Source organism: Rhizobium sp. Leaf341 (genome assembly GCF_001424325.1).
GTDB lineage: Bacteria > Pseudomonadota > Alphaproteobacteria > Rhizobiales > Rhizobiaceae > Ferranicluibacter.
Genome location: NZ_LMPE01000003.1, coordinates 233,259 through 253,641, shown reverse-complemented (window position 1 = coordinate 253,641; position 20,383 = coordinate 233,259). Strand labels below are relative to the sequence as shown.

Genomic DNA, 20,383 nt, shown 5'->3' with positions numbered 1-20,383 from the left:
CCGATCGGGCCGGTGATGATCGTCCGGCCCGCGCACGCGCCGTCGCCGCGACCGCCGTGTCCGACGAGGCTCCGCAGCGCATCTCCAAGATCCTCGCGCGCGCCGGCATCGCCTCGCGCCGCGATATCGAGCGGATGATCATGGAAGGCCGGGTCAGCGTCAACGGAACCAAGCTGGAAACGCCGGTTGTCAACGTCACGCTGTCCGACAAGATCGAGGTCGACGGCCAGCCGATCCGTGGCATCGAGCGCACGCGCCTCTGGCTCTACCACAAGCCGACCGGCCTGGTGACCACGAATTCGGATCCGGAAGGTCGGCCGACGGTGTTCGACCGCTTGCCGGAAGAGCTGCCCCGCGTGCTCTCCATCGGCCGTCTGGATATCAACACCGAGGGTCTGCTTCTGCTGACCAATGACGGCGGTCTCGCCCGCGTGCTGGAATTGCCGGCCACCGGCTGGCTGCGGCGCTACCGTGTCCGCGCGCATGGCAAGATCGAACAGGCCGATCTCGACAAGTTGAAGGACGGCATTGCCGTCGACGGCGTGCTCTACGGTGCGATCGATGCGACGCTCGACAAGGTTCAGGGCGCCAATGTCTGGATCACCATGGGTCTGCGCGAAGGCAAGAACCGCGAGATCAAGAACGTGCTCGGCGCGCTCGGCCTCGACGTCAACCGCCTGATCCGCATCTCGTACGGTCCGTTCCAGCTCGGCGAACTGCCGGAGGGCGCGGCCCAGGAGATTCGGGGCCGCACGCTGCGCGACCAGCTCGGCCCGCGCCTCATCGAGGATGCCAAGGCCAATTTCGACGCGCCGCTGTTCAACAATCCGGATGCTGACGACGAGGGGCCGCTGGTTGCGACCGACCGGAGCGGCGATCGGGATCACGACCGGTCCGGCGACCGGGGGCAGGGCGGCTACGAGAAGCCGGCCTTCCGCGAAAAGGCTGCAGACCGCAATGAGCGCCTGCGCGGACGCCTTGACACGCGTCCGGCCGACACCAACAAGCGTGGCGGCCGCGACAGCGCGCCTGCGGCGCGGGGTGACGATCGTCCGAAGCGCGAGCAGGTCGGCCGTCCCCGCAAGGCCAATGTCTGGATGGCGCCCGGCGCCCGTCCCATCGCCGAAAAGAAGGCCGGCTCCGAGGCTGCTCAGGCCGAAAAGCCGGTGCGTCGCGAGCGTCCGGAAGGCGCGCCCAAGGTCAAGCGCTACGGCCGGACCAAGGATGGCCAGGCGATCGCCGGCAAGCATCGCTTCGACCCCGACCGCAAGGGCGCGGGGTCCGGTTTTGCCCGGCCCGACACGGGTCCGCGCGTCATCGTCGAGCGCGACAAGGACGATCGCGACTGGATTAAGGCCAGCGAGCCTCCGGTCCGCGAGGAACGCGGCGGCTTCAAGTCGCGCGACGGCGGCGATCGCGGTGATCGCGCCCCGCGTGACGGCAAGAGCTTCGGCGACCGCAAGCCGCGCGGCGACCGCCCCGATGGCGAGCGCTCCTTCGGCGCCAAGAAGAGCTTTGGCGACAAGAAGAGCTTCGGCGATCGTCCAGCCGGAAAATCCTTCGGCAAGCCCTCCTTCGGTGGCAAGCCGTCCTTTGGTGGCAAACCTGGCGGCAACAAGCCGCGCGGCGGGAAGTAGCCGCCGGTGCGCATCGTGGGTGGCGCGTTTCGCGGCCGGGCTCTGGCGAGCCCGGCAACGGCGGAGATCCGGCCGACATCAGACCGGACGCGGGAAAGCCTGTTCAACATTCTCAGCCATGCCTATCCGGAAAAGCTCGCGGAGACCCGTATCCTCGATCTCTTTGCCGGGACGGGCGCGGTCGGGCTCGAAGCCCTGTCGCGCGGCTGCCGGCAGGCGCTGTTCGTCGAAAACAGCGCGGAGGGCAGGGGCTTGCTGCGCACCAATATCGAGACGCTCGGCCTGACGGGTCGCGCCAAGATCTATCGACGCGACGCGACCGACCTCGGCACCGTGGGCACGGTCGAACCGTTCCAGCTGGTCTTTGCCGATCCGCCCTATGGCAAGGGGCTCGGCGAGCGGGCAATGGCCGCGGCCGCGGCTGGCGGCTGGATCCTGCCTGATGCCCTTGTCATCCTCGAGGAGCGCGCCGACGTGACGCCGATGCCCGGTCCCGATTTCGAGCCGCTCGATATCCGGCAGTTCGGCGATACCCGCATGCATTTCTACCGCTACCGCATGCGCGGCTAACCCGGCCATGTCGGCGACGCCACCCGTTTCGCCCGGATCGCGCGGTCCTACGGTCGCTCTCGCGCTCGGCGGCGGTGGTGCACGGGGCCTGGCCCATATCCCTGTCATCGAGGCGCTGGACGAACTCGGAATCCGCCCGTGCGTCATCGCCGGCACCTCCATCGGCGCGATCATGGGCGCCGGCATGGCGGCGGGCATGCGCGGACACGAGATCCGTGAGTTTGCGCTGTCCACGGTCGGCCGGCGCACGGAGATCGCCAACCGCCTCTGGCGCCTGCGGCCCTCGACCCTGCAGGCGATCGGCGGCAGCTTGCGCTTCGGCCCGTTCAATCTCGAACGCGTGCTGTCCGCCTTCCTGCCGGAGGCCATTCCAGAGAGCTTCGAGGCCCTGTCCATTCCGCTCAAGGTGATTGCCACGGATTACTACGCACAGGGCGAGAGGGTGCTGGAAACGGGCGACCTGCGCACCGCCATCGCGGCGTCTGCCGCTCTTCCCGGCATGTTCCAGCCGGTTCGCCTCGGCGGACGGGTCATGATCGACGGCGGCTTCGTCAATCCGGTCCCCTTCGACCATCTCCACGGTCTGGCCGACATCGTCCTCGCCGTCGATGTCGTCGGCGGCCCGGAGGGCGACGGCACGACGCTGCCGTCGCGGATGGATGCCATGTTCGGCGCGAGCCAGCTGATGATGCAGACGATCATCGCGATGAAGATGACCGCTCGCCCGCCCGATCTTCTCGTGCGGCCGACGGTCGGTCGCATCCGCGTCATGGATTTCCTGCGCGCGCAGGAGGTGCTGGCCATGAGCGCCGGCGTCAAGGATGAGGTCAAGAGACAGCTCGACCGACTTCTCTCGGCGTGAGCCGGTCATGCGTCCGGTCGGTCGCGGCTATTTCGCCACGTGCGCCCGTTCGGCCGCGGCGATTTCCTCGTCCGGCCCGAGCGGCGCGGACGGTTCGCGCTTCGGCTTCATCAGCGGCTCGGGCTTGACCGGGCGGAAATGCAGCATGTCGCGGCCGGCCGACGGCCCCTCGACGGCCTGCACCTCGAGCCGCGCCTCGTCGCGCCGGCGAATGTCCGTGGTGATCGCGATCGCCTGCGCATCCGGCACGCCCAGGTTCTCCAGCGTACGCTGGCCGAACAGCAGGCCGGATTCAAGCGTTTCCCGCAGTTCGTAATCGACGCCGCGCGCGCGCAACTGCAGCGTATGCTGCCGGTCGTAGGAGCGCGCGAAGATGCGGGCATTGGGAAATTCCGACTGGACGAGATCGACGATCCGGTCCGTGATCTCCTTCCGGTGCGTGCAGATCGCCACGATCTTCGCCCGCTCGATGCCGGCGGCCCGCAACACGTCCAGGCGCGTGCCGTCACCGAAGTAGATCCGGAAGCCGAAGGTCGACGCCTGCTCCACGCGGGCGGCGGAATGGTCGATGATCGTGACGTCGCGTCCGCCGGCCAGCAGGATCTGTGCGGCGATCTGCCCGAAGCGGGAAAAGCCGATCATCAGAACGTCGGCGCCGGCGCCCTCAAAATCCTCCTCCATCTCGTCTTCCGCCTCTTCCTCGTCGTCCCGCACGAGAAAGCGCGACAGGGCGGAGGCGGCGGGCGTCAGCGCCATGGACAGCGTGACGATGACCACGAGCAGAGAACCGGTTGCGGCCGGAAACACGCCGGCCGCGGCGGCGGCGCTGAAAAGCACGAAGCCGAACTCGCCGCCCTGCGGCAGGAGAAGCGCGATGCGCACCGCCTCGTTGTGGGGGGAGCCGAACAGCCGGCTGACGGCGTACAGACTGACGGCCTTGATAATCACCAGCAGGGGCACCGCGATCAGCACCACGTGCCAGTTGGAAAAGATCACGTCGATCTGCAGCGACAGGCCGACCGCCATGAAAAACAGGGCCAGAAGCAGGCCGCGAAACGGCTCGATATCGGCTTCCAGCTCATGCCGGTAGCTCGATTCCGCAAGGAGCACGCCGGCGAGAAAGGCGCCCATCGCCATGGAAAGCTGCGCCATCTGCATCAGCGTCGCCGCGCCGAGCACGATCAGCAGCGCCGCGGCGATCATGATCTCGCGCGCGCCGGTGCGGGCGAGGATGCGGAACAGCGGGTTGATCAGGTAACGCCCGGCCAGCACCATCACGAGGATCGCGCCGAGCGCGACCGAAAAATCCTCGATCGGCGGCGTGGTGTCCTCCGGCGCCTGTAGCGCCAGCAGCGGGATCAGGGCCAGCAGGGGCACGATCGCGAGATCCTGCAAGAGGAGTATCGAGAAGGCCCGCTGGCCGTAGCGCGTATTCGTGTCGCCCTTCTCGTCGAGGATCTGCAGCGCGAAGGCGGTCGAGGAAAGCGCGAGACCGAAGCCGGCGATGAGACTGCCGCCGGCGTCGAGCAGGCCGAATGCAAAGATGGTCAGGGAGAGCAGTCCGCCGGTCACCAGCACCTGCGCCGAACCGAGCCCGAAGATATCCCGGCGCATGGCCCACAGCCGCGACATCTTCAGCTCCAGCCCGATCACGAACAGGAGGAAGACGACGCCGAGTTCGGCAAAGCCGAGAATGGCTTCCCCGTCGCTGATCTGGTGAAACACCGGGCCGATGATGACGCCGGCGGCGAGATAGCCGAGCACGGTCCCCAGTCCGAGCTTCTTGAAAAGGGGAGCGGCCACCACGGCGCCACCGAGCAGCAGAAGCGCCTGGGAGGTCAGGACGGGTGTTGTCGACATGTGGACGGTATCCTCAACCTTGGCCGTTTTCCGCGCGGGCGCAACGGATCAGGCCCACCTTCGATCGAAGGCTATCTGCAGGATGGCGTTCTTCCCGGCCGGCAAGACGGAAATAAGGCGCGCTTCACGGGGAGAATCGCGCCGCGCCCTTGATGCCCGGGCCAGTGCACAATAAATGGGACGCGAAGGAAAGGCCAGTTCATGCCCCAGACGATTGATTCCGCCGCACTCGAAAAGCGGGCCGCCGAGCTCGTGGACCTTGCGAGAAAGGCGGGAGCCGATCAGGCCGACGCCGTCGTGCTGCGGGGGCGTTCGCGCTCCGTGTCGGTGCGCCTGGGCAAGGTGGAGGCCACCGACAGTTCCGAAAGCGACGACTTTTCGTTGCGCGTCTTCGTCGGCCGCCGGGTCGCCAGCGTCTCCGCCAATCCGGGCTTCGACCTCAAGGTGCTGGCCGAACGGGCCGTCGCCATGGCCAAGGCCTCGCCCGAAGATCCCTATGCCACGCTTGCCGACGAGGCGCACATCGCCCGCGACGTCCCGGATCTCGACCTGTTCGACCCGAGCGAGATCTCCACGGAGGAGCTGACCGAACGCGCGCTCGCGGCAGAAGCTGCGGCCCTGGCCGTGCCGGGCGTCACCAAGACTAGTGGTGCCGGCGGTTCGACCGGCATGGGCGGCCTCGTGCTCGTCACCTCCGGCGGCTTCTCCGGCGCCTATATGGGCACCCGCTTCAGCCTGTCCGTCAGCGCCATCGCAGGCGAGGGCACGCGGATGGAGCGCGACTACGACTTTGACAGCGCCCTGTTCCTTGCCGATCTGCGCGGCGCGGCCGACATCGGCCGGCATGCCGGCGAGCGGGCTGCCGCCCGTGTCAATCCGCGTCAGGTCGAGACGCAGAAGAACGTCACGGTCGTCTTCGATCCGCGGGTGTCGCGCGGTTTTGCCGGCCACATCGCCGGCGCCATCAACGGCGCATCCGTCGCCCGCAAGACCACCTTCCTGCGCGACAAGATGGGCGAGCGCATCCTGAAGGCCGGCATCAACCTGACCGACGATCCGCTCATCCCGCGCGGCTCCGGCTCGCGCCCATTCGACGGCGAGGGCGTGACGGGGCAGAAGATGACGATGATCGAGGACGGGGTTCTGAAGAACTGGTTCCTCTCCACAGCCACGGCCCGCGAGCTCGGCCTCCAGACCAATGGTCGCGGTGCGCGCAGCGGCACGGCGGTCAATCCGTCGTCGACCAATTTCGCGTTGGAACCGGGCGACATCTCGCCCGAGGATCTCATCCGCAGCGTCGGCACCGGCTTCTACGTCACCGAACTCATCGGCCACGGCGTCAACATGTTGACGGGGGAATATTCCCGCGGCGCCTCGGGCTACTGGATCGAGAACGGCGAGATCGCGTTTCCCGTGTCCGAGGTGACGATCGCCTCGAACCTCAAGCAGATGTTCATGGCCCTGACATTGGCGAACGACATCGACCGCAGCTATTCCGTCGCTGCGCCGACGATCGCCATCGAGGGCATGACGCTGGCGGGGAAGTAACGCCACGCGCCGGTCCGGTCTCCTCCTGTCCGGCTTTGGCCCCACATTGTCGATGACGGCCGGCGCATCCCGGAAAACGCGGGGATTGCCTAGCCGCCACCATGTTTTGGCCGCACTTCGCCTGTCAGACCGCGGATGCGGTCCGGAGCGCAGGATGCCGCGCGGTACGACCATTCGGAAAGGACCACCATGAACGCCGACCATCATCCGCCGGATCAGTGGACCAGGGACCTGGAGCTGATCACAACGGCAGCGATGGCCGCCGGCGAGAAGGCCCTGACCTATTTCCGCAAGAACCCGGACGTCCGCTACAAGCATGAGGACCGCTCGCCTGTCAGCGAGGCGGACTATGCGGCCAACGACATCCTGAAGGACCGTCTGCTGTCGGGCCGGCCCAATTATGGCTGGCTGTCGGAGGAGACGGATGATGACGAGGCGCGGCTCGGCTGCGACACCGTGTTCGTGGTCGATCCGATCGACGGGACGCGGGGGTTCATCGCCGGCAAGGACGTCTGGTGCGTCAGCGTCGCCGTGGTCCACAAGGGCCGTCCGGTCGCGGGCGTCCTCTATGCGCCGGCCCTCATCGAGCTCTATCAGGCTAAGGAGGGCGTCGAGGCCCGGCGCAACGGCGTGACCATCCGCGTCGCCCAGCCGGTCGCCGGCCAGCCCCCGCGGTTCGCCATCGCCGAGGACCTGCTGCCGAAGCTCAAGGCCGGCTATGGCCATGATGTCGGGCGCGTCTCCCACGTTCCCTCGCTGGCCTACCGCATCGCGATGATCGCCGACGGCCGGATCGACGGAACCGTGGTCAAGCGCAATGCGCATGACTGGGATCTCGCCGCGGCGGATCTGATCCTGCAGCAGGCCGGCGGCGTGCTTGCGGGGTTGGACGGCCGGCCCCTCATCTACAACCGGCCAAGCGTGCGCCACGAGGTTCTATGCGCCGCCGCACGGCCGGCTCTGCCGGCGCTTCTGGACGCGGCGGCCGGCCTGCACGGGCATTGACCTTTGCGGCGGGATGCCGCACATCACCAGGCGATAGGCGCGCGACAAGACAAAGACGTCAGACGAAAAGAGGCAAAAATGACGGAAAACAAGCAGCTGCTGCACATGGTCTTCGGTGGCGAACTGAAGACGCTCACAGGCGTCGAATTTCGCGATCTCGACAAGCTCGACGTGGTCGGCATCTTCCCGAACTACGAGAGCGCGCTGTTGGCGTGGCGCGGCAAGGCCCAGGCAACGGTCGACAATGCGCATATGCGCTATTTCATCGTGCACCTGCACCGCCTGCTCGACCCAGGCCAGCTCTGATGCTTCGGGGCGGATGCGGCATGCGCATGTCCGGGCCGTCGCGTTCCGCCCGTCCGGCCCCGGCTGGCCGGCGTGGCGTCGGCGATGCGGCCCTGGCTGACGCGCCGCCCGCCGATTTTCATCTCGTGCTGTCCGCAGACGATCACGGTTTCCGGGGCTGCGCCCGATGACGCGCCTCTTCGCGCGCATGGCACTGTCGGGGTATCGCTGGGTCGGAACGGCGGTCTATCCGCTTGTCTGGTCGTATCTTGCCCTCCGCGCCGCGCGCGGCAAGGAAGACCGTGCACGCCGGCAGGAACGCTACGGCTTTCCCAGTGCGGCCCGTCCCCAGGGACCGCTCGTCTGGTTTCATGCGGCAAGCGTCGGCGAGACTGTTTCCGTCGTGCCGCTCATCAAGGAAATCCATCGCCGCGGCATCGCCGTCGTGCTGACGAGCGGCACCACCACGTCGGCCCGCGTCGTCGCCGAGCGGCTGGGCGATATCGCCATCCACCAGTATGTGCCGCTCGATTTCAAGCCGGCCGTCTCCCGCTTCCTCGACTACTGGGAGCCGGACCTCGCCATCATCGCCGAGAGCGAGATCTGGCCGATGACCATCATGGAGCTCGGCAAGCGTCACATTCCGCAGATCCTCGTCAATGGCCGCCTGTCCGACCGCAGCTTCGCGCGCTGGAAGAAGCGACCGAACCTCGCTGACGCCATCTTCGAAAATCTCGCGCTCGTGATCGCCCAGTCCGAGGCCGATGCGGAGCGGTTCAGCACGCTCGGTGCTCTGCCGGTCATGGTCTCCGGCAATCTCAAGGTCGATACCGATGCGCCGCCGGTCGACGGCGGGGTGCTGCGCCAGTATCGCCATCAGATCGAGGACCGGAAGACCTGGGCGGCGATCTCCACCTTCGAAGGGGAGGAGGCGGCGGCCGGCTCGGTGCATCTGGCGCTCAAGGAACGCAACGCGCTCCTGACGATCATCGTGCCCCGGCATCCCGAGCGCTGCGATGCGATCGAGGCGATGCTGGTCGGCAAGGGGCTGACGGTCGCGCGCCGCACCCGCAATGATCCGGTGACGCCGGAGACCGATATCCTGCTCGGCGATACCGTTGGCGAAATGGGCCTTTACCTCCGCCTCACCGATGTCGCCTTCGTCGGCCGCTCGCTCTTCGGCGAGGGCGGGCAGAACCCGATCGAGCCGGCCATGCTCGGCTGCGCCATCCTTTCGGGCGGCAATGTCCAGAATTTCCGCGAGACCTATCAGGCACTGGCCAAGAACGGCAGCGCCAAGATCGTGCGCGATCCCGAGATGCTGGCCAAGGGCGTGCACTATCTCCTGACCAATGACGAGGTCCGCCGCAAGATGATCGAGGCCGGCCAGGAGGCCGTGCACGACATGCGCGGAGCCCTGTCGGCAACCATTCGCGGGCTGGAGCCCTACATCAATCCGCTGACGGTGAAAGCCCGTCTGCTGCCGCGCGACGACGCCTGAACCATGCCGGTCTCGCGCGTCCGGATCGCAGCATGACCGAACATCCGCAGGCGCCCGCTGGCCCGTTCGAAATCACCGGAGAGACCGCCGAGATGGTCAAGGCACCGCATCCGATACAGATCGCCGGCATCCTCTTCGACAAGGATGGGACGCTGCTCGACTATGCGCGGAGCTGGGTTCCGGTCAATTACGAGATCGCCCGCATCGCCGCGCGCGACGACGCGGATCTGGCGGCGGCGCTGCTGCGCGCCACCGGCATGGATCCGGACACCGGCGTGGTGACCCCCGACAGCCTGCTGGCCGCCGGCAATACGGCCGAGATCGCCGAGGGCATGGTCGGCGCGGGCGCAGCCTGGACGCGCGCGGCGCTGACGGTCGCTCTCGACGATCTGTTTTCCCGGTCCGCAGCCTTTGCCGTGCCGGTGACCGATCTGTCCGCGCTGTTTTCGGCGCTGCGCGCGCGCGGATACAAGCTCGGCGTCGCCTCGAGCGACAACGAAGCTTCCATCCGCCGCACGGCCGAGCGTTTCGGCTTCGACGACTGTCTCGATTACGTCGCGGGCTATGACAGCGGTTACGGCGTCAAGCCGGAACCCGGCATGGTGCACGGCTTCTGCGCTGCAACCGGCCTGATCCCCGATGAGGTCGTCGTCGTCGGCGACAACAATCACGACATGCACATGGGACGCAACGCAGGCGTGGGCCTAACGGTCGCGGTGCTCACGGGCACCGGCTCGCGCCAGTCGCTGGCCTCTGCCAGCGATCATTGCCTGGCCGATATCACCGAACTGGCCGCCCTTCTCGACCGGCTCGGCTCGGCAGAGGCGGGCCAGGATGTGGCCCTGCCGGATGTGGCGTCCTGATGGTCTCCGAGGCGCCGCCCTTCTGGTGGGAAAAGTCCGGCTGGGCCGCCCGGGCGCTGAGCCCGCTCGGCTGGATCTACGGCCGCATCGCGGGCCGCCGCATGGACCGCGCGCGCCGCTGGGCCGCACCCGTGCCGGTCCTTTGCGTCGGAAACTTTACCGTGGGCGGGGCCGGCAAGACGCCGACCGCCATCGCGATCGCGCGGGCCGCGCGCGGCCGCGGTCTCAAACCCGGCTTTCTCAGCCGTGGCTATGGCGGCTCGCTCGACGTGACGACGCTGGTCGACCCCCGGCATCACCGGGCGCTGGAGGTGGGAGACGAGCCGCTGCTGCTGGCCCGCGCCGCACCCACCGTGATCTCCCGCAAGCGTGTCGAGGGGGCGCAGCGGCTGGTGGCGGAAGGGGTCGACCTCATCATCATGGATGACGGCTTTCAGAGCGCGCGCCTCGTGTTCGATTACGCCCTCCTCGTCATCGACAGCCGTCGCGGCATCGGCAACGGCCATCTCGTGCCGGCCGGTCCCGTGCGCGCGCCGCTGGCCCAGCAGCTGCGTCATGCCTCCGCCCTCCTGAAGATCGGCCGGGACGGCGCCGCCGACCCGGTGGTTCGGACCGCCGCGCGGGCCGGCAAGGGCGTGTTCGTGGCCGACATCGTGCACGAGGACGACGGATCGCTGCGCGGCCGGCGGGTGCTGGCCTTCGCCGGCATCGCCGATCCCGAGAAATTCTACCGCACGGTCCGCGCGACCGGGGCGGAGATCGTCGTTAGCCGGGATTTCCCGGACCATCATCACCTCGACGAAGACGAGATCGCCAGCCTTCTCGACGATGCCGACGCTTCCGGCCTGCTTCTGGTGACGACGGCCAAGGATCGGGTTCGTCTGGACGCAGCCCACGGCACCGGCCACCCGGGAAGCCGGGTCGGCGACCTCGCGCGCGAGGTGCGCGTCATCGACGTCGACATCGTCTTCGACGATCCCGCAGCTCCCGACAAGATGATCGACGCCGCCCTGGCTGCTGCCCGGCGTCGGCTGCTCCGCCGCAGCGGAGCCTGATTAAGTACGTCGATTCTGTCTGGTAAATGCCGTCCCGCCCGGTCAGACGGCGTCTGCACCACCGTCAGGCAAGACGAAGCTGTCGACGCCGGACGTCTGTCCGGGCAGGATCCCCGCGCGCTTGTCCGCATCGAAGGCCGCCTGCGCGTCGATATAGGGCTCCTGTCGCGCCACGCTCCAGTAGCGCAGCTCCTCAACCGGGATCTCGCGCCCGGTCACGGCACAGATGACGAAGGATCCCGGCAGGATGACGTTGAAATCGCCATCCAGATATCGGATCTTTGCAAGCCTGTTGCCGCTGCCTTCATACCGGTTCATCGTCGTGTCCCTCTTGTTCGGTCCGTAGGTCGTTCGGTCTTGGGTCGTTCGGTCCCCGGGTCATTTGGCCCCGAGTCGTTCGGTCCCTATAGCGCCAAGCCGATCGGACCCGTCCCCGTGCCGCCACCCGTGTCGCGCCGCTCTAAACCTTCGCTGCGTCTTTTTCCAGCGGTCATCCGCCAGCGGGCTGCCGGTGCCGTCAGCCGCTGCGTCCGAACAGGCGCTCGATATCGGAAAGCTTGATCTCGATATAGGTCGGACGCCCGTGATTGCACTGGCCGGAGCCGGGCGTCGCCTCCATCTGGCGCAGCAGCGCGTTCATCTCCTCGGGGCGGAGGCGGCGGCCGGAGCGCACGGAGCCGTGGCAGGCCATGGTGGCCGCGAGCGCTTCCAGCCGGCCGGCAAGGCCGTTGGCGGTGTCCCATTCCGCCAGCTCGTCGGCCAGCTGCCGGATGAGGCCCGCCGCATCGATCTCGCCCAGCATGGCCGGCGTCTCCCGCACGGCGACGGCACCCGGGCCGAAGCGCTCGATGGTCAGCCCCAGCCGCGACAGTTCCTCCGCATGCGTCATCAGCCGGTCGCAGTCGTCTTCCGCGAGATCGACGATATCGGGGATCAGCAGCGCCTGCGCCGGAAGCGCCTTTGTCGAAAGACCCTTGCGCAGGTTCTCGTAGACAAGCCGTTCATGCGCGGCATGCTGGTCGACGATGACAAGCCCGTCGCCCGTCTGCGCGACGATGTAGTTTTCGTGGAGTTGCGCCCGGGCCGCACCGAGCGGGTGATGCGCCGATGCGGTCTCCGCGCCGCCCGTCGCCAGGTCCACCGGCTCCGAGACCACCCGTGCGGACGGCGCGAATGCGGTGAACGCGGCCTGGGCCGCCTCGCCGAAGCCGCGCCCGCTTGTCTCCAGAGGCCGGTAGGGCGAGCGCTCCGCGGCCCAGGGTGCGGTGGGAGCCTGTGCGGCGGTGCCGCCCCATCCATACCCCCCGCCCGATCCTGCTTGGTGACCAGATCCACCTTGGCCAGAGACGCTGTGCCCGGAAGATCCCGGTCCGAAGCCGAAGGCCGGGCCCGTGCGGCCGGGCTCCGGACGGAACGCGTTCATGAAGCCGCGCGCCCCGAGCGTCGAGGCGCGGTCGCCTTCCGACGCCAGGGCCTGCCGGATGGCCCCGACGATCAGGCCGCGCACGAGACCGGGATCCCGGAAGCGCACGTCGGATTTCGCAGGATGCACGTTGACGTCCACCAGCGCCGGGTCGATGGAGATCGACAGGACGGCAACGGGAAAACGCCCCTGCGGAATGGTTTCGGCATAGGCGCCGCGCAGAGCTGAGAAGATCAGCTTGTCCTGGACCGGCCGCCCGTTGACGAACACGTATTGCTGCAGGGAATTGCCGCGGTTGAAGGTGGGAACGCCGGCAAATCCGGTCAGCCGCACCCCGTCGCGCTCGGCATCGATTTCGATGGCGTTGTCCCGGAAGTCGCGGCCGAGCACTTGGGCGATGCGTTCCAGCCGGTCGTCGCCGGTCGAGGCGAATTCGAGCGTCGTGCGGTCCGGGCCCGACAGCAGGAAGCGCACGCCCGGAAAGGCGATCGCCATGCGCCGCACCACCTCGGAAATCGCAGCTGCTTCAGCCCGCTCGGTCTTCATGAATTTCAGCCGGGCAGGGGTGGCGAAGAACAGGTCGCGCACCTCAACCACCGTGCCGTGATTGGCGGGCGTCGGCCGCACGGCCTGTACCGCGCCGCCGTGGACGGCGATTTCGGCGCCATGATCGCTGCCGCTCGGGCGGCTTGCAATCGTCAGCCGCGCGACGGACCCGATCGAGGGCAGCGCCTCGCCGCGAAACCCGAGCGTCCGGATGTCGAACAGGCCGCCGGCAAGCTTGGAGGTGCAGTGGCGGCGAACGGCCAGTGTAAGATCGTCCGGCCCCATGCCGCAGCCGTTGTCGACGACGCGCAGCAGCGTCTTGCCGCCGCCGGCCGTCGCGATCTCGATCCGGGTCGCACCGGCGTCGAGCGCATTCTCGATCAGTTCCTTGGCGGCGCTCGCAGGACGCTCGATGACCTCGCCGGCCGCGATCTGGTTGATGAGCGTTTCAGAAAGAAGAGCAATGGGCATGGTGCATTCTCCGTTATTCCAAGCGTCCCGCCAAGGACCGGGAGCCCGACTTGCACCGATATCGCCAGGATATCCCCCGCGCGTTCGATCGCCGGCGCCGGACTGCCCTTCGAAAGGGCCAAGCCAGGTCGGCTTTTGTCGGCAGATGCGGCGGATGCGGCGGACAGCGACGCCGCACGGTCGAGCGGGGCTTGCCGTCCTTGCGGCATGGCCCGCCTTTCCGCAGGGTTAAGGGTGCATTAAGCCGGCTGTGGCATCCTGTGCCGGACCAAGGCAGACGCGCCGTCGATCCGACGCCGGTTGCCGACGCCAAGGGACTTGCCGCACCGGCGCTGCCGGCAAACACGGCCCTGATGCCTGGACGAAAAATGTCGCAGCCATGCCCGCTTGTCGGCCATCGCTGCGCCGGTGCGATCGCGATGCTGACCGCGCGCATCCGGAACAAACGCCACGCCCGGTCAGGGTCGTGACGTCGGCATGTTCCCGAAATGCTCGTCAAGGACTGTGAGGCCGTGAATGAATGATGTCGCGTCATCTGGCGCACCTGTCCAGCACGCCATGCTGGAAGCGGTCACGGATGCGCTCGGTCTGGCGGTTTTCGTCTGTGATCGCAACGATGAACTGATCTTTGCCAGCAGGCCCATTCAGCAGTTCTATCCCATCGAGGACAGGTTTCTCGCACGCGGCACCCGGCTGCGCGATTTCCTGGGCGCGGTCTTCGATCTTGGCGTCCACTCGGGAACGACGACGGACGGCAACAGCCGCCGCATCAATCGCGACGAATGGATTTCGGAGCGCGTCTCCCTTCACTGGCGCGAACGTTACGATGCGGTCGAACGCATTGCACGGCAACGCTGGATCAGCGTGCGCAAGCGTAGGCTTGCCAATGGCCTCTGTGTGGTCTCGCTGACCGAAGTGTCCGAGGTCAAGAAGAAGGAAGAGCAGCTCGCGCTCGATCTGGAGCGGGCGGAGATGACGGAGGGCATTCTCGACGGCCTTCCCAACCCGATCTGCGTGAAAGACCGCAGCCTGAAATACATCGGTGTCAACAAGGCCTTCTGCGACCTGCACGGTATGACGGCCGACCAGATTCTCGGCCGCTCCGCCTGGGATTTCATCGAGCCGGATCTTGCCGAGAAATTCGAGAAATCCGATCGCATGGTGTTTGAAACCGGCAGCGAGTTCAGTCTGCCGGAACAGATCGTCCGGGCGAACGGCGAGGACTGCTGGGTTGTCACGCGCAAGTATCGTGTCGGCAATGCGCAGCGCGGCATTCTCGTCACCTGCATGAACGACGTGACCGATGTGGTCGTCGGTTTTGGAGACGGCGAGGTTTCCCCGGAGATGTCGCGGAGCCTGGCCGTGAAGTATTACGGCGCGTTCGAGCCGGCACAGAACTGTCATGATCCCTATCGCGCACTGGACCTGCATGTCCTTGCGCAGACGGCGCAGGCGACCCCGGTCGATCGCGTGCGTCCGGCCGAGCCCGCGAAAGCCGAAACTGTCGGTGTGTCCGGCCGCATTCTCGTGGTCACGCCCGACATCTTCCGCGAGGCCCGTCTCGTCGTGCTTCTCTCCGACCGCGGCCACGAGGTCTGCGCCCTTCGCTCGACGGCGGAGGTCATGGCCTTCCTCGACGCGATCCGTGCGGCAAAGCTCGAGCTGGACCTCGTGCTCCTCCACCCGGACTTCCAGGAGATCGAGGCCATGCTGGCATCTGGCCCGACATCTGGCGGCGCTTCCCCCTCGACGCTCGTTCTCGATCCGGCCTGGGCGGACGCGACCCTGGTCGAGGCTGTTTCGCAGGCGCTCGCGGCAGGCCCGGCGCAGTCGGCCCCCACGCTTGCGGCAGCGGCGCCGGCCGCGCTGCTGCAGTCGCCGGCCGATTGGGAGATCGTGCTGCCCGATGCCGGCCGCTCGACCTCCGACATCGACGTTCTCGTCGCCGAGGACAACGACATCAACCAGATCGTCTTCTCCCAGATCCTCGACGGTCTCGGCCTGTCCTATCGGATTGCGGCGAATGGGGAAGAGGCGGTGCGGTTCTGGCAGCAGTATCGCCCGCAGCTCGTCTTCATGGACGTGTCGATGCCGGTCATGAACGGCTTCGACGCCGCCCGCGCGATCCGGGCGCACGAAGCGCGCCTGTCCGTCCGGACGCCGATCGTCGCGGTCACGACGCAGGCTCTCGACATCGATCTCGAGCAGGCGCGGGCCGCAGGTATGGACGATCACATCGTCAAGCCGATCAGCCCGGACATGATCGAGCGCGTGCGCAATCGCTACCTGACCGACGGTGCCGACTATCGGCAGCATCGCTGATACGCCTTACACGATAGTCGCGGATATACTGCATCCGCAGGTCTCTAATCTCCGGATTTATTTGCGTCTCTGCAAGTCTCACGAGAATTAGGGATACCGGCTGTTGCAATTTTTTAACGGTCTGCCACCATGGTCCATGCGGTCAGCGTACCGACTGGAATGTTCAGGACCTCCGCGATGGATCAGGACGACAATGCTTCGCGCCGCAAGGGGCAGCCACGGATTTCGCCGCAGAACCGGCCGGGGCCTTATGCCGCCATGTCTCCGCGCGCCGGCGATGTGCCTGCGGAGTACAGCCCTGTCGTCCCCCACGATTCCGCCGATCCGCGACACCCGGTCGATCTGCATGCGCTCGCCTTCATCGACCCGCTGACGGGGCTCGGCAATGCGAACCGCCTGCGCGAAACGGTGCGGGCGATCGCGACGGAACGCGCCGCCGACCCGGCGCCCTTCACCATCGGCCTTGCCAATCTCGACGGCTTCAAGCCGCTCAACGATCTCTTCGGGCACGATGCGGGCAACGAGATCCTCTGCCAGGTCGCTCGCCGCCTGGAAGCCTGCATGCCCGACGGCTCGACGGTCATCCGCATGGGCAATGACGAATTCGCCTTCGTTCTGCCGCTGATCTTCGAGCGCAAGGGCGCCGAGCGTATCGGTTATATGCTGAAGGAGGTGCTGCAGGCCCCGTTCGATCTGGCCGAGCGCACCGTGCGTCTCTCCGCCTCGTTCGGCTTCGCGGTCTATCCCTTTGCCGGCGAGGCCTATGACGACCTGCTGAAAAGCGCCGACACCGCCCTTTACCGCTCGAAACGGCGCGGACGCGGACAGATCACGGTCTATTCCCTGGAAATCGCCCAGGAAATGCGTCGCGCCACGCAGCTGGAGCAGGCGTTGCGCAACGCCATCATTGCCGACGAGATCGACGTGCATTTCCAGCCGATCGTCAGCCTCGACACCGACATGGTGGTCGGCTTCGAAGCCTTGGCCCGCTGGTGCGACCGGGATCTCGGCTATGTCTCGCCGGCCGTCTTCGTGCCGCTGGCCGAAGAACGCGGATTCATCGACGCCCTGTCGGAGACCCTGCTGCGCAAGGCGGCGGAAGCCGCATTGCTCTGGCCGAAGGAGCTGTTCCTCTCGTTCAACCTGTCGTCCGCCCAGCTGATGGACCTGGCGACCAGCAGCACCGTGCTCGCCATCATCCATCGCGTCGGCCTCGATCCGCGTCGCCTGGAGCTCGAGATCACCGAGACGGCGATGATGAGCGACGCCGATATGGCGCAGAAGATCGTGAAGGAGCTGCGCGATGCAGGCGTGCGCATCTCGCTGGACGATTTCGGAACGGGCCAGTCCAGCCTCGGGCGCCTGCGGGATTTCACCTTCGACAAGGTCAAGATCGACCGGTCCTTCGTCTGCCGCATCGTCAGCGATCGCGCTTCCGAGCACATCATCAAGGCGATCGTCACGATGTGCGACGGCCTGGGGCTCGAGGTCGTGGCGGAAGGCATCGAGGATTTCGCCGAGGCGTTGAAGCTCAAGGCACTCGGCTGCGGCATGGGGCAGGGCTATTTCTACGGAAAACCGGCGGATGCCACGGCCACGCTGCGCTATCTGCGCGAGCGCTACCGCGATACGGAGACCAAGCGCCCCGTCGCGATCTGAACGCGGCCGTCTGCGACCGGGCAGGCCGTCGTGGCCGAAAGATCGAAATCACAAGCGATAACCACGTCACAAACGAAAGCGGCGGTGCTTTCGCACCGCCGCTTCTCGTCCGTTTTGCGCGGATCAGTTGTTCGTCGTGGCCGGCTGGCCGGCCGGAGCAGCACCACTGGCCGGAGCCATCGTGTTGTTGCCAGCGGGCGCCATGCTGTTGCCGGCCGGAGTGGTCGACGAGGTGGTCGAACCGTCAACCGGCGTTGCGGCATTCTGCTCGGCGACCTGAGCGGCCTTCGTCTTGAACTCGGGCGCAGCCTTCAGCGTGTCGGCGGTTTCCGTCGTGGTCAGCTTGATGTCGTCGGAATTCGGGACTTCGGCGACCGTGACCTTGTCGAGCGGCACGGCAACGTTCTTTTCGCCGATGCCGAGGAAGCCGCCGACGCCGATGACGGCTGCTTCGACGGAGCCGTCCTTGGAGAAGATCACATCGTTGATTTCGCCGATGCTTTCATCCGAGGAATTGTAGACCGACTGGCCGAGATAGGTGCTGGCGGCAATCTGGTCCGCGCCCTGCTCGGTGATGTAGTCGCCCGACGAGGCCTGCGTGCCCATCGGCGCGGTCTTGGTAGCCGGTGCCTGATCGGTTGCCATCGGCGCGGCCGGTGCCGGCTGTGCGGCATCCTGGGCGGAGGCGAACGGTGCGAAAGCAACGATGCCGGCAAAGAGGGCGCCGGCGGCGACGGAAGTAACGAGCTTGTTGGTCATGATGTAACCTTCCTATTCAGTTTCTTCTCGGATCGTGGCGCGGGGTTCAATCACGCCGCACCGGTGATGCTGAGAGAACGGCCCGTCCCGGAAAGTGGTTCCGAAAAAAAATGGCCTGCCGAAAGCGGAACTTTCGGCAGGCCGGGACGTCGTAATAGACGGTCTGAAGACCGCGTGCGGAGCCTTTAGCGGGTCGTCAGTGGCTTTCGCGGAAGACCTCGCTGCCGCTTCCGCCGACCAGAAAGTCGAGGTCCGCGCCCTTGTCCGCCTGCAGCACCGTGTCCTGATAGAGCTTGTAGTAACCGCGCGTCCACCGCGGCTCGGGCGCCACCCAGGCGGCCATGCGCGCGGCAAATTCCGCCTCGGGGATCATCAGGTTCAGCTCGCCCTTCAGCGTGTCGAGGCGGATCCGGTCACCGGTCTTCACGATGGCGAGCGGCCCGCCGGCATTGGCCTCGGGGCTGACATGCAGCACCACGGTGCCGAACGCCGTGCCGGACATGCGCGCGTCGGAGATGCGCACCATGTCGCGCACGCCCTTTTCCACCAGACGCCGCGGGATCGGCATGTTGCCGACCTCGGCCATGCCGGGATAGCCCTTCGGACCGCAACCCTTCAGCACGAGGATGGTGTCTTCCGTGACGTCGAGATCGGGATCGTCGATCTGCGCCTTCATGTCCTCGATCGTCTCGAACACATGGGCCGGACCCTCGTGCACGAGCAGGTGCTCGCTGGCGGCCGAGGGCTTGATCACCGCCCCGTTGGGCGACAGGTTGCCGCGCAGGATGCGGATGCCGCCGGCCTGGCGGAGCGGATTGTCGAGCGGCCGGATGACGTCGTCGTTGAAGACTTCGGCATCCTTGTAATAGTCCGAGATCGGACAGCCGTAGACGGTCGGCGCATCCGCGTGCAGCATGTCCTGGATGCGGTTCATGACGGCGGGCAGGCCTCCGGCATAGGCAAGATCCTCGATCAGGTACTTGCCCGACGGCATGCAGTTGACGATGCAGGGAACCTGCGCGCCGACGCGGTCGAAATCGTCGAGCGTCAGGTCGACGCCGGCGCGTCCGGCAATGGCGAGGAGGTGCACGACCGCATTGGTCGAGCCACCGACGGCCGCGTTCGCGACGATGCCGTTCTCGAAGTTCTTCTTGGTCAGGATCTTCGACAGGCGCAGGTCTTCATGCACCATGTCGACGATCCGCTTGCCCGTCATGTGGCTGAGCGCCATGCGCCGCGCATCGACGGCGGGCAGGGCGGCGTTCAATGGCAGCGACAGGCCCATGGCCTCCACGACCGAGGCCATGGTGGTGGCCGTGCCCATCGTCATGCAGACGCCGGGTGAGCGTGACATGCCACTTTCCGCCGCCATGAACTCCGCAAGGCTCATCTTGCCGGCGCGGACGTCTTCGGAGAATTTCCACACATCGGTGCCGGAGCCGATATCCTTGCCGCGCCACTTGCCGTTCAGCATGGGGCCCGAGGACACGACGATGGTCGGCAGGTCGACAGACGCCGCGCCCATCAGCTGGCCCGGCGTGGTCTTGTCGCAGCCGCCGAGCAACACGACGCCGTCGATGCCGTAGGCGCGGATCGCCTCCTCGACGTCCATGGCCAGAAGGTTGCGGAACAGCATGGCCGTCGGCCGCATCTGGGTTTCGCCAAGCGAGGAAACCGGGAATTCGACCGGGAAGCCGCCGGCCTCCCAGACGCCGCGCTTCACGCCCTCGGCCAGGATCCGCAGGTGGCTGTTGCAGGGCGTCAGTTCCGACCAGGTGTTGCAGATGCCGATGATCGGACGACCGTCGAAGGCATGGTCCGGAAAGCCCTGGTTCTTCATCCACGACCGGTGGATGAACCCGTCCTTGTCGGTGCCGCCATACCAGTGGCGGCTTCTCAGTTCCCGTTTCTTCTCGTCGCTCATGGAAGCCTCCCTTCGGCTCGGCGCTTCGGCCGCTGACCAATTGTCCTACTTTTTGTCGTCCCGACTGTAAATCGACGATTGCACGCGATGCCC

16 protein-coding genes are annotated in these 20,383 nt (G+C 66.8%); 11 read left to right on the top strand and 5 right to left on the bottom strand.

Annotated elements, in window-relative coordinates:
• The first annotated feature begins 134 nt into the window (after positions 1-134).
• The 3 genes from ASG03_RS02820 to ASG03_RS02810 are packed head-to-tail and all read left to right on the top strand — an operon-like array spanning position 135 to position 3,069.
• On the top strand, positions 135-1,637 hold the full coding sequence (locus tag ASG03_RS02820; RefSeq protein ID WP_443216584.1) for a pseudouridine synthase: 1,503 nt from the start codon (positions 135-137) through the stop codon (positions 1,635-1,637).
• Between the two features lie 6 nt (positions 1,638-1,643).
• On the top strand, positions 1,644-2,207 hold the full coding sequence (gene rsmD / locus ASG03_RS02815; protein ID WP_062692034.1) for a 16S rRNA (guanine(966)-N(2))-methyltransferase RsmD: 564 nt from the start codon (positions 1,644-1,646) through the stop codon (positions 2,205-2,207).
• A 7-nt stretch (positions 2,208-2,214) separates the two neighbouring features.
• Positions 2,215-3,069 (top strand): patatin-like phospholipase family protein, encoded by an 855-nt coding sequence (locus ASG03_RS02810; RefSeq protein WP_062692031.1) that lies wholly within the window; start codon positions 2,215-2,217, stop codon positions 3,067-3,069.
• Positions 3,070-3,096: 27 nt separating this feature from the next.
• Here ASG03_RS02810 and ASG03_RS02805 read toward each other — a convergent pair whose 3' ends face one another.
• The gene (locus tag ASG03_RS02805) at positions 3,097-4,929 is read right to left on the bottom strand and encodes a monovalent cation:proton antiporter-2 (CPA2) family protein (RefSeq protein ID WP_062692029.1); all 1,833 of its coding nucleotides are present in this window, start codon (positions 4,927-4,929) and stop codon (positions 3,097-3,099) included.
• Between the two features lie 201 nt (positions 4,930-5,130).
• On the opposite strand from ASG03_RS02805, the gene ASG03_RS02800 reads away from it, so the two are divergent.
• The 6 genes from ASG03_RS02800 (at position 5,131) to lpxK (ending at position 11,186) form a co-directional block, all read left to right on the top strand.
• Positions 5,131-6,477, top strand: a complete 1,347-nt coding sequence (locus ASG03_RS02800) for a TldD/PmbA family protein (protein ID WP_062692026.1) — start codon at positions 5,131-5,133, stop codon at positions 6,475-6,477.
• Between the two features lie 189 nt (positions 6,478-6,666).
• A complete protein-coding gene (locus ASG03_RS02795) occupies positions 6,667-7,482 on the top strand; it encodes a 3'(2'),5'-bisphosphate nucleotidase CysQ (RefSeq protein ID WP_062692024.1) in 816 nt (271 codons plus the stop codon).
• 78 nt (positions 7,483-7,560) lie between these two features.
• Positions 7,561-7,788 (top strand): DUF4170 domain-containing protein, encoded by a 228-nt coding sequence (locus tag ASG03_RS02790; protein ID WP_062469721.1) that lies wholly within the window; start codon positions 7,561-7,563, stop codon positions 7,786-7,788.
• 166 nt (positions 7,789-7,954) lie between these two features.
• Positions 7,955-9,268, top strand: coding sequence for a lipid IV(A) 3-deoxy-D-manno-octulosonic acid transferase (gene waaA, locus ASG03_RS02785; protein WP_062469717.1), 1,314 nt, complete (start codon positions 7,955-7,957; stop codon positions 9,266-9,268).
• 92 nt (positions 9,269-9,360) lie between these two features.
• A complete protein-coding gene (locus ASG03_RS02780; protein WP_062693016.1) occupies positions 9,361-10,131 on the top strand; it encodes an HAD family hydrolase in 771 nt (256 codons plus the stop codon).
• Positions 10,131-11,186: a tetraacyldisaccharide 4'-kinase gene (gene lpxK, locus ASG03_RS02775; RefSeq protein ID WP_062692023.1), complete on the top strand. Its 1,056-nt coding sequence runs from the start codon at positions 10,131-10,133 to the stop codon at positions 11,184-11,186. Before ASG03_RS02780 ends, lpxK begins: the two co-directional genes overlap by 1 nt.
• Before the next feature lie 42 nt (positions 11,187-11,228).
• Here the strand turns inward: lpxK and ASG03_RS02770 are convergent, their stop codons facing one another.
• Positions 11,229-11,504: a DUF2093 domain-containing protein gene (locus ASG03_RS02770; RefSeq protein WP_062469707.1), complete on the bottom strand. Its 276-nt coding sequence runs from the start codon at positions 11,502-11,504 to the stop codon at positions 11,229-11,231.
• 199 nt (positions 11,505-11,703) lie between these two features.
• Positions 11,704-13,626, bottom strand: a complete 1,923-nt coding sequence (gene mutL / locus ASG03_RS02765; protein ID WP_062692022.1) for a DNA mismatch repair endonuclease MutL — start codon at positions 13,624-13,626, stop codon at positions 11,704-11,706.
• 516 nt (positions 13,627-14,142) lie between these two features.
• Here mutL and ASG03_RS02755 point away from each other — a divergent pair.
• Positions 14,143-15,948 (top strand): response regulator, encoded by a 1,806-nt coding sequence (locus ASG03_RS02755; protein WP_062692020.1) that lies wholly within the window; start codon positions 14,143-14,145, stop codon positions 15,946-15,948.
• Positions 15,949-16,125: 177 nt separating this feature from the next.
• Positions 16,126-17,607: a putative bifunctional diguanylate cyclase/phosphodiesterase gene (locus ASG03_RS02750; RefSeq protein WP_244475138.1), complete on the top strand. Its 1,482-nt coding sequence runs from the start codon at positions 16,126-16,128 to the stop codon at positions 17,605-17,607.
• A 123-nt stretch (positions 17,608-17,730) separates the two neighbouring features.
• Here ASG03_RS02750 and ASG03_RS02745 read toward each other — a convergent pair whose 3' ends face one another.
• Both ASG03_RS02745 and ASG03_RS02740 read right to left on the bottom strand, forming a co-directional pair.
• Positions 17,731-18,366, bottom strand: coding sequence for a PRC-barrel domain-containing protein (locus tag ASG03_RS02745; RefSeq protein ID WP_062692019.1), 636 nt, complete (start codon positions 18,364-18,366; stop codon positions 17,731-17,733).
• 196 nt (positions 18,367-18,562) lie between these two features.
• Positions 18,563-20,290, bottom strand: a complete 1,728-nt coding sequence (locus tag ASG03_RS02740) for an IlvD/Edd family dehydratase (RefSeq protein ID WP_062469681.1) — start codon at positions 20,288-20,290, stop codon at positions 18,563-18,565.
• Positions 20,291-20,383 lie beyond the last annotated feature (93 nt).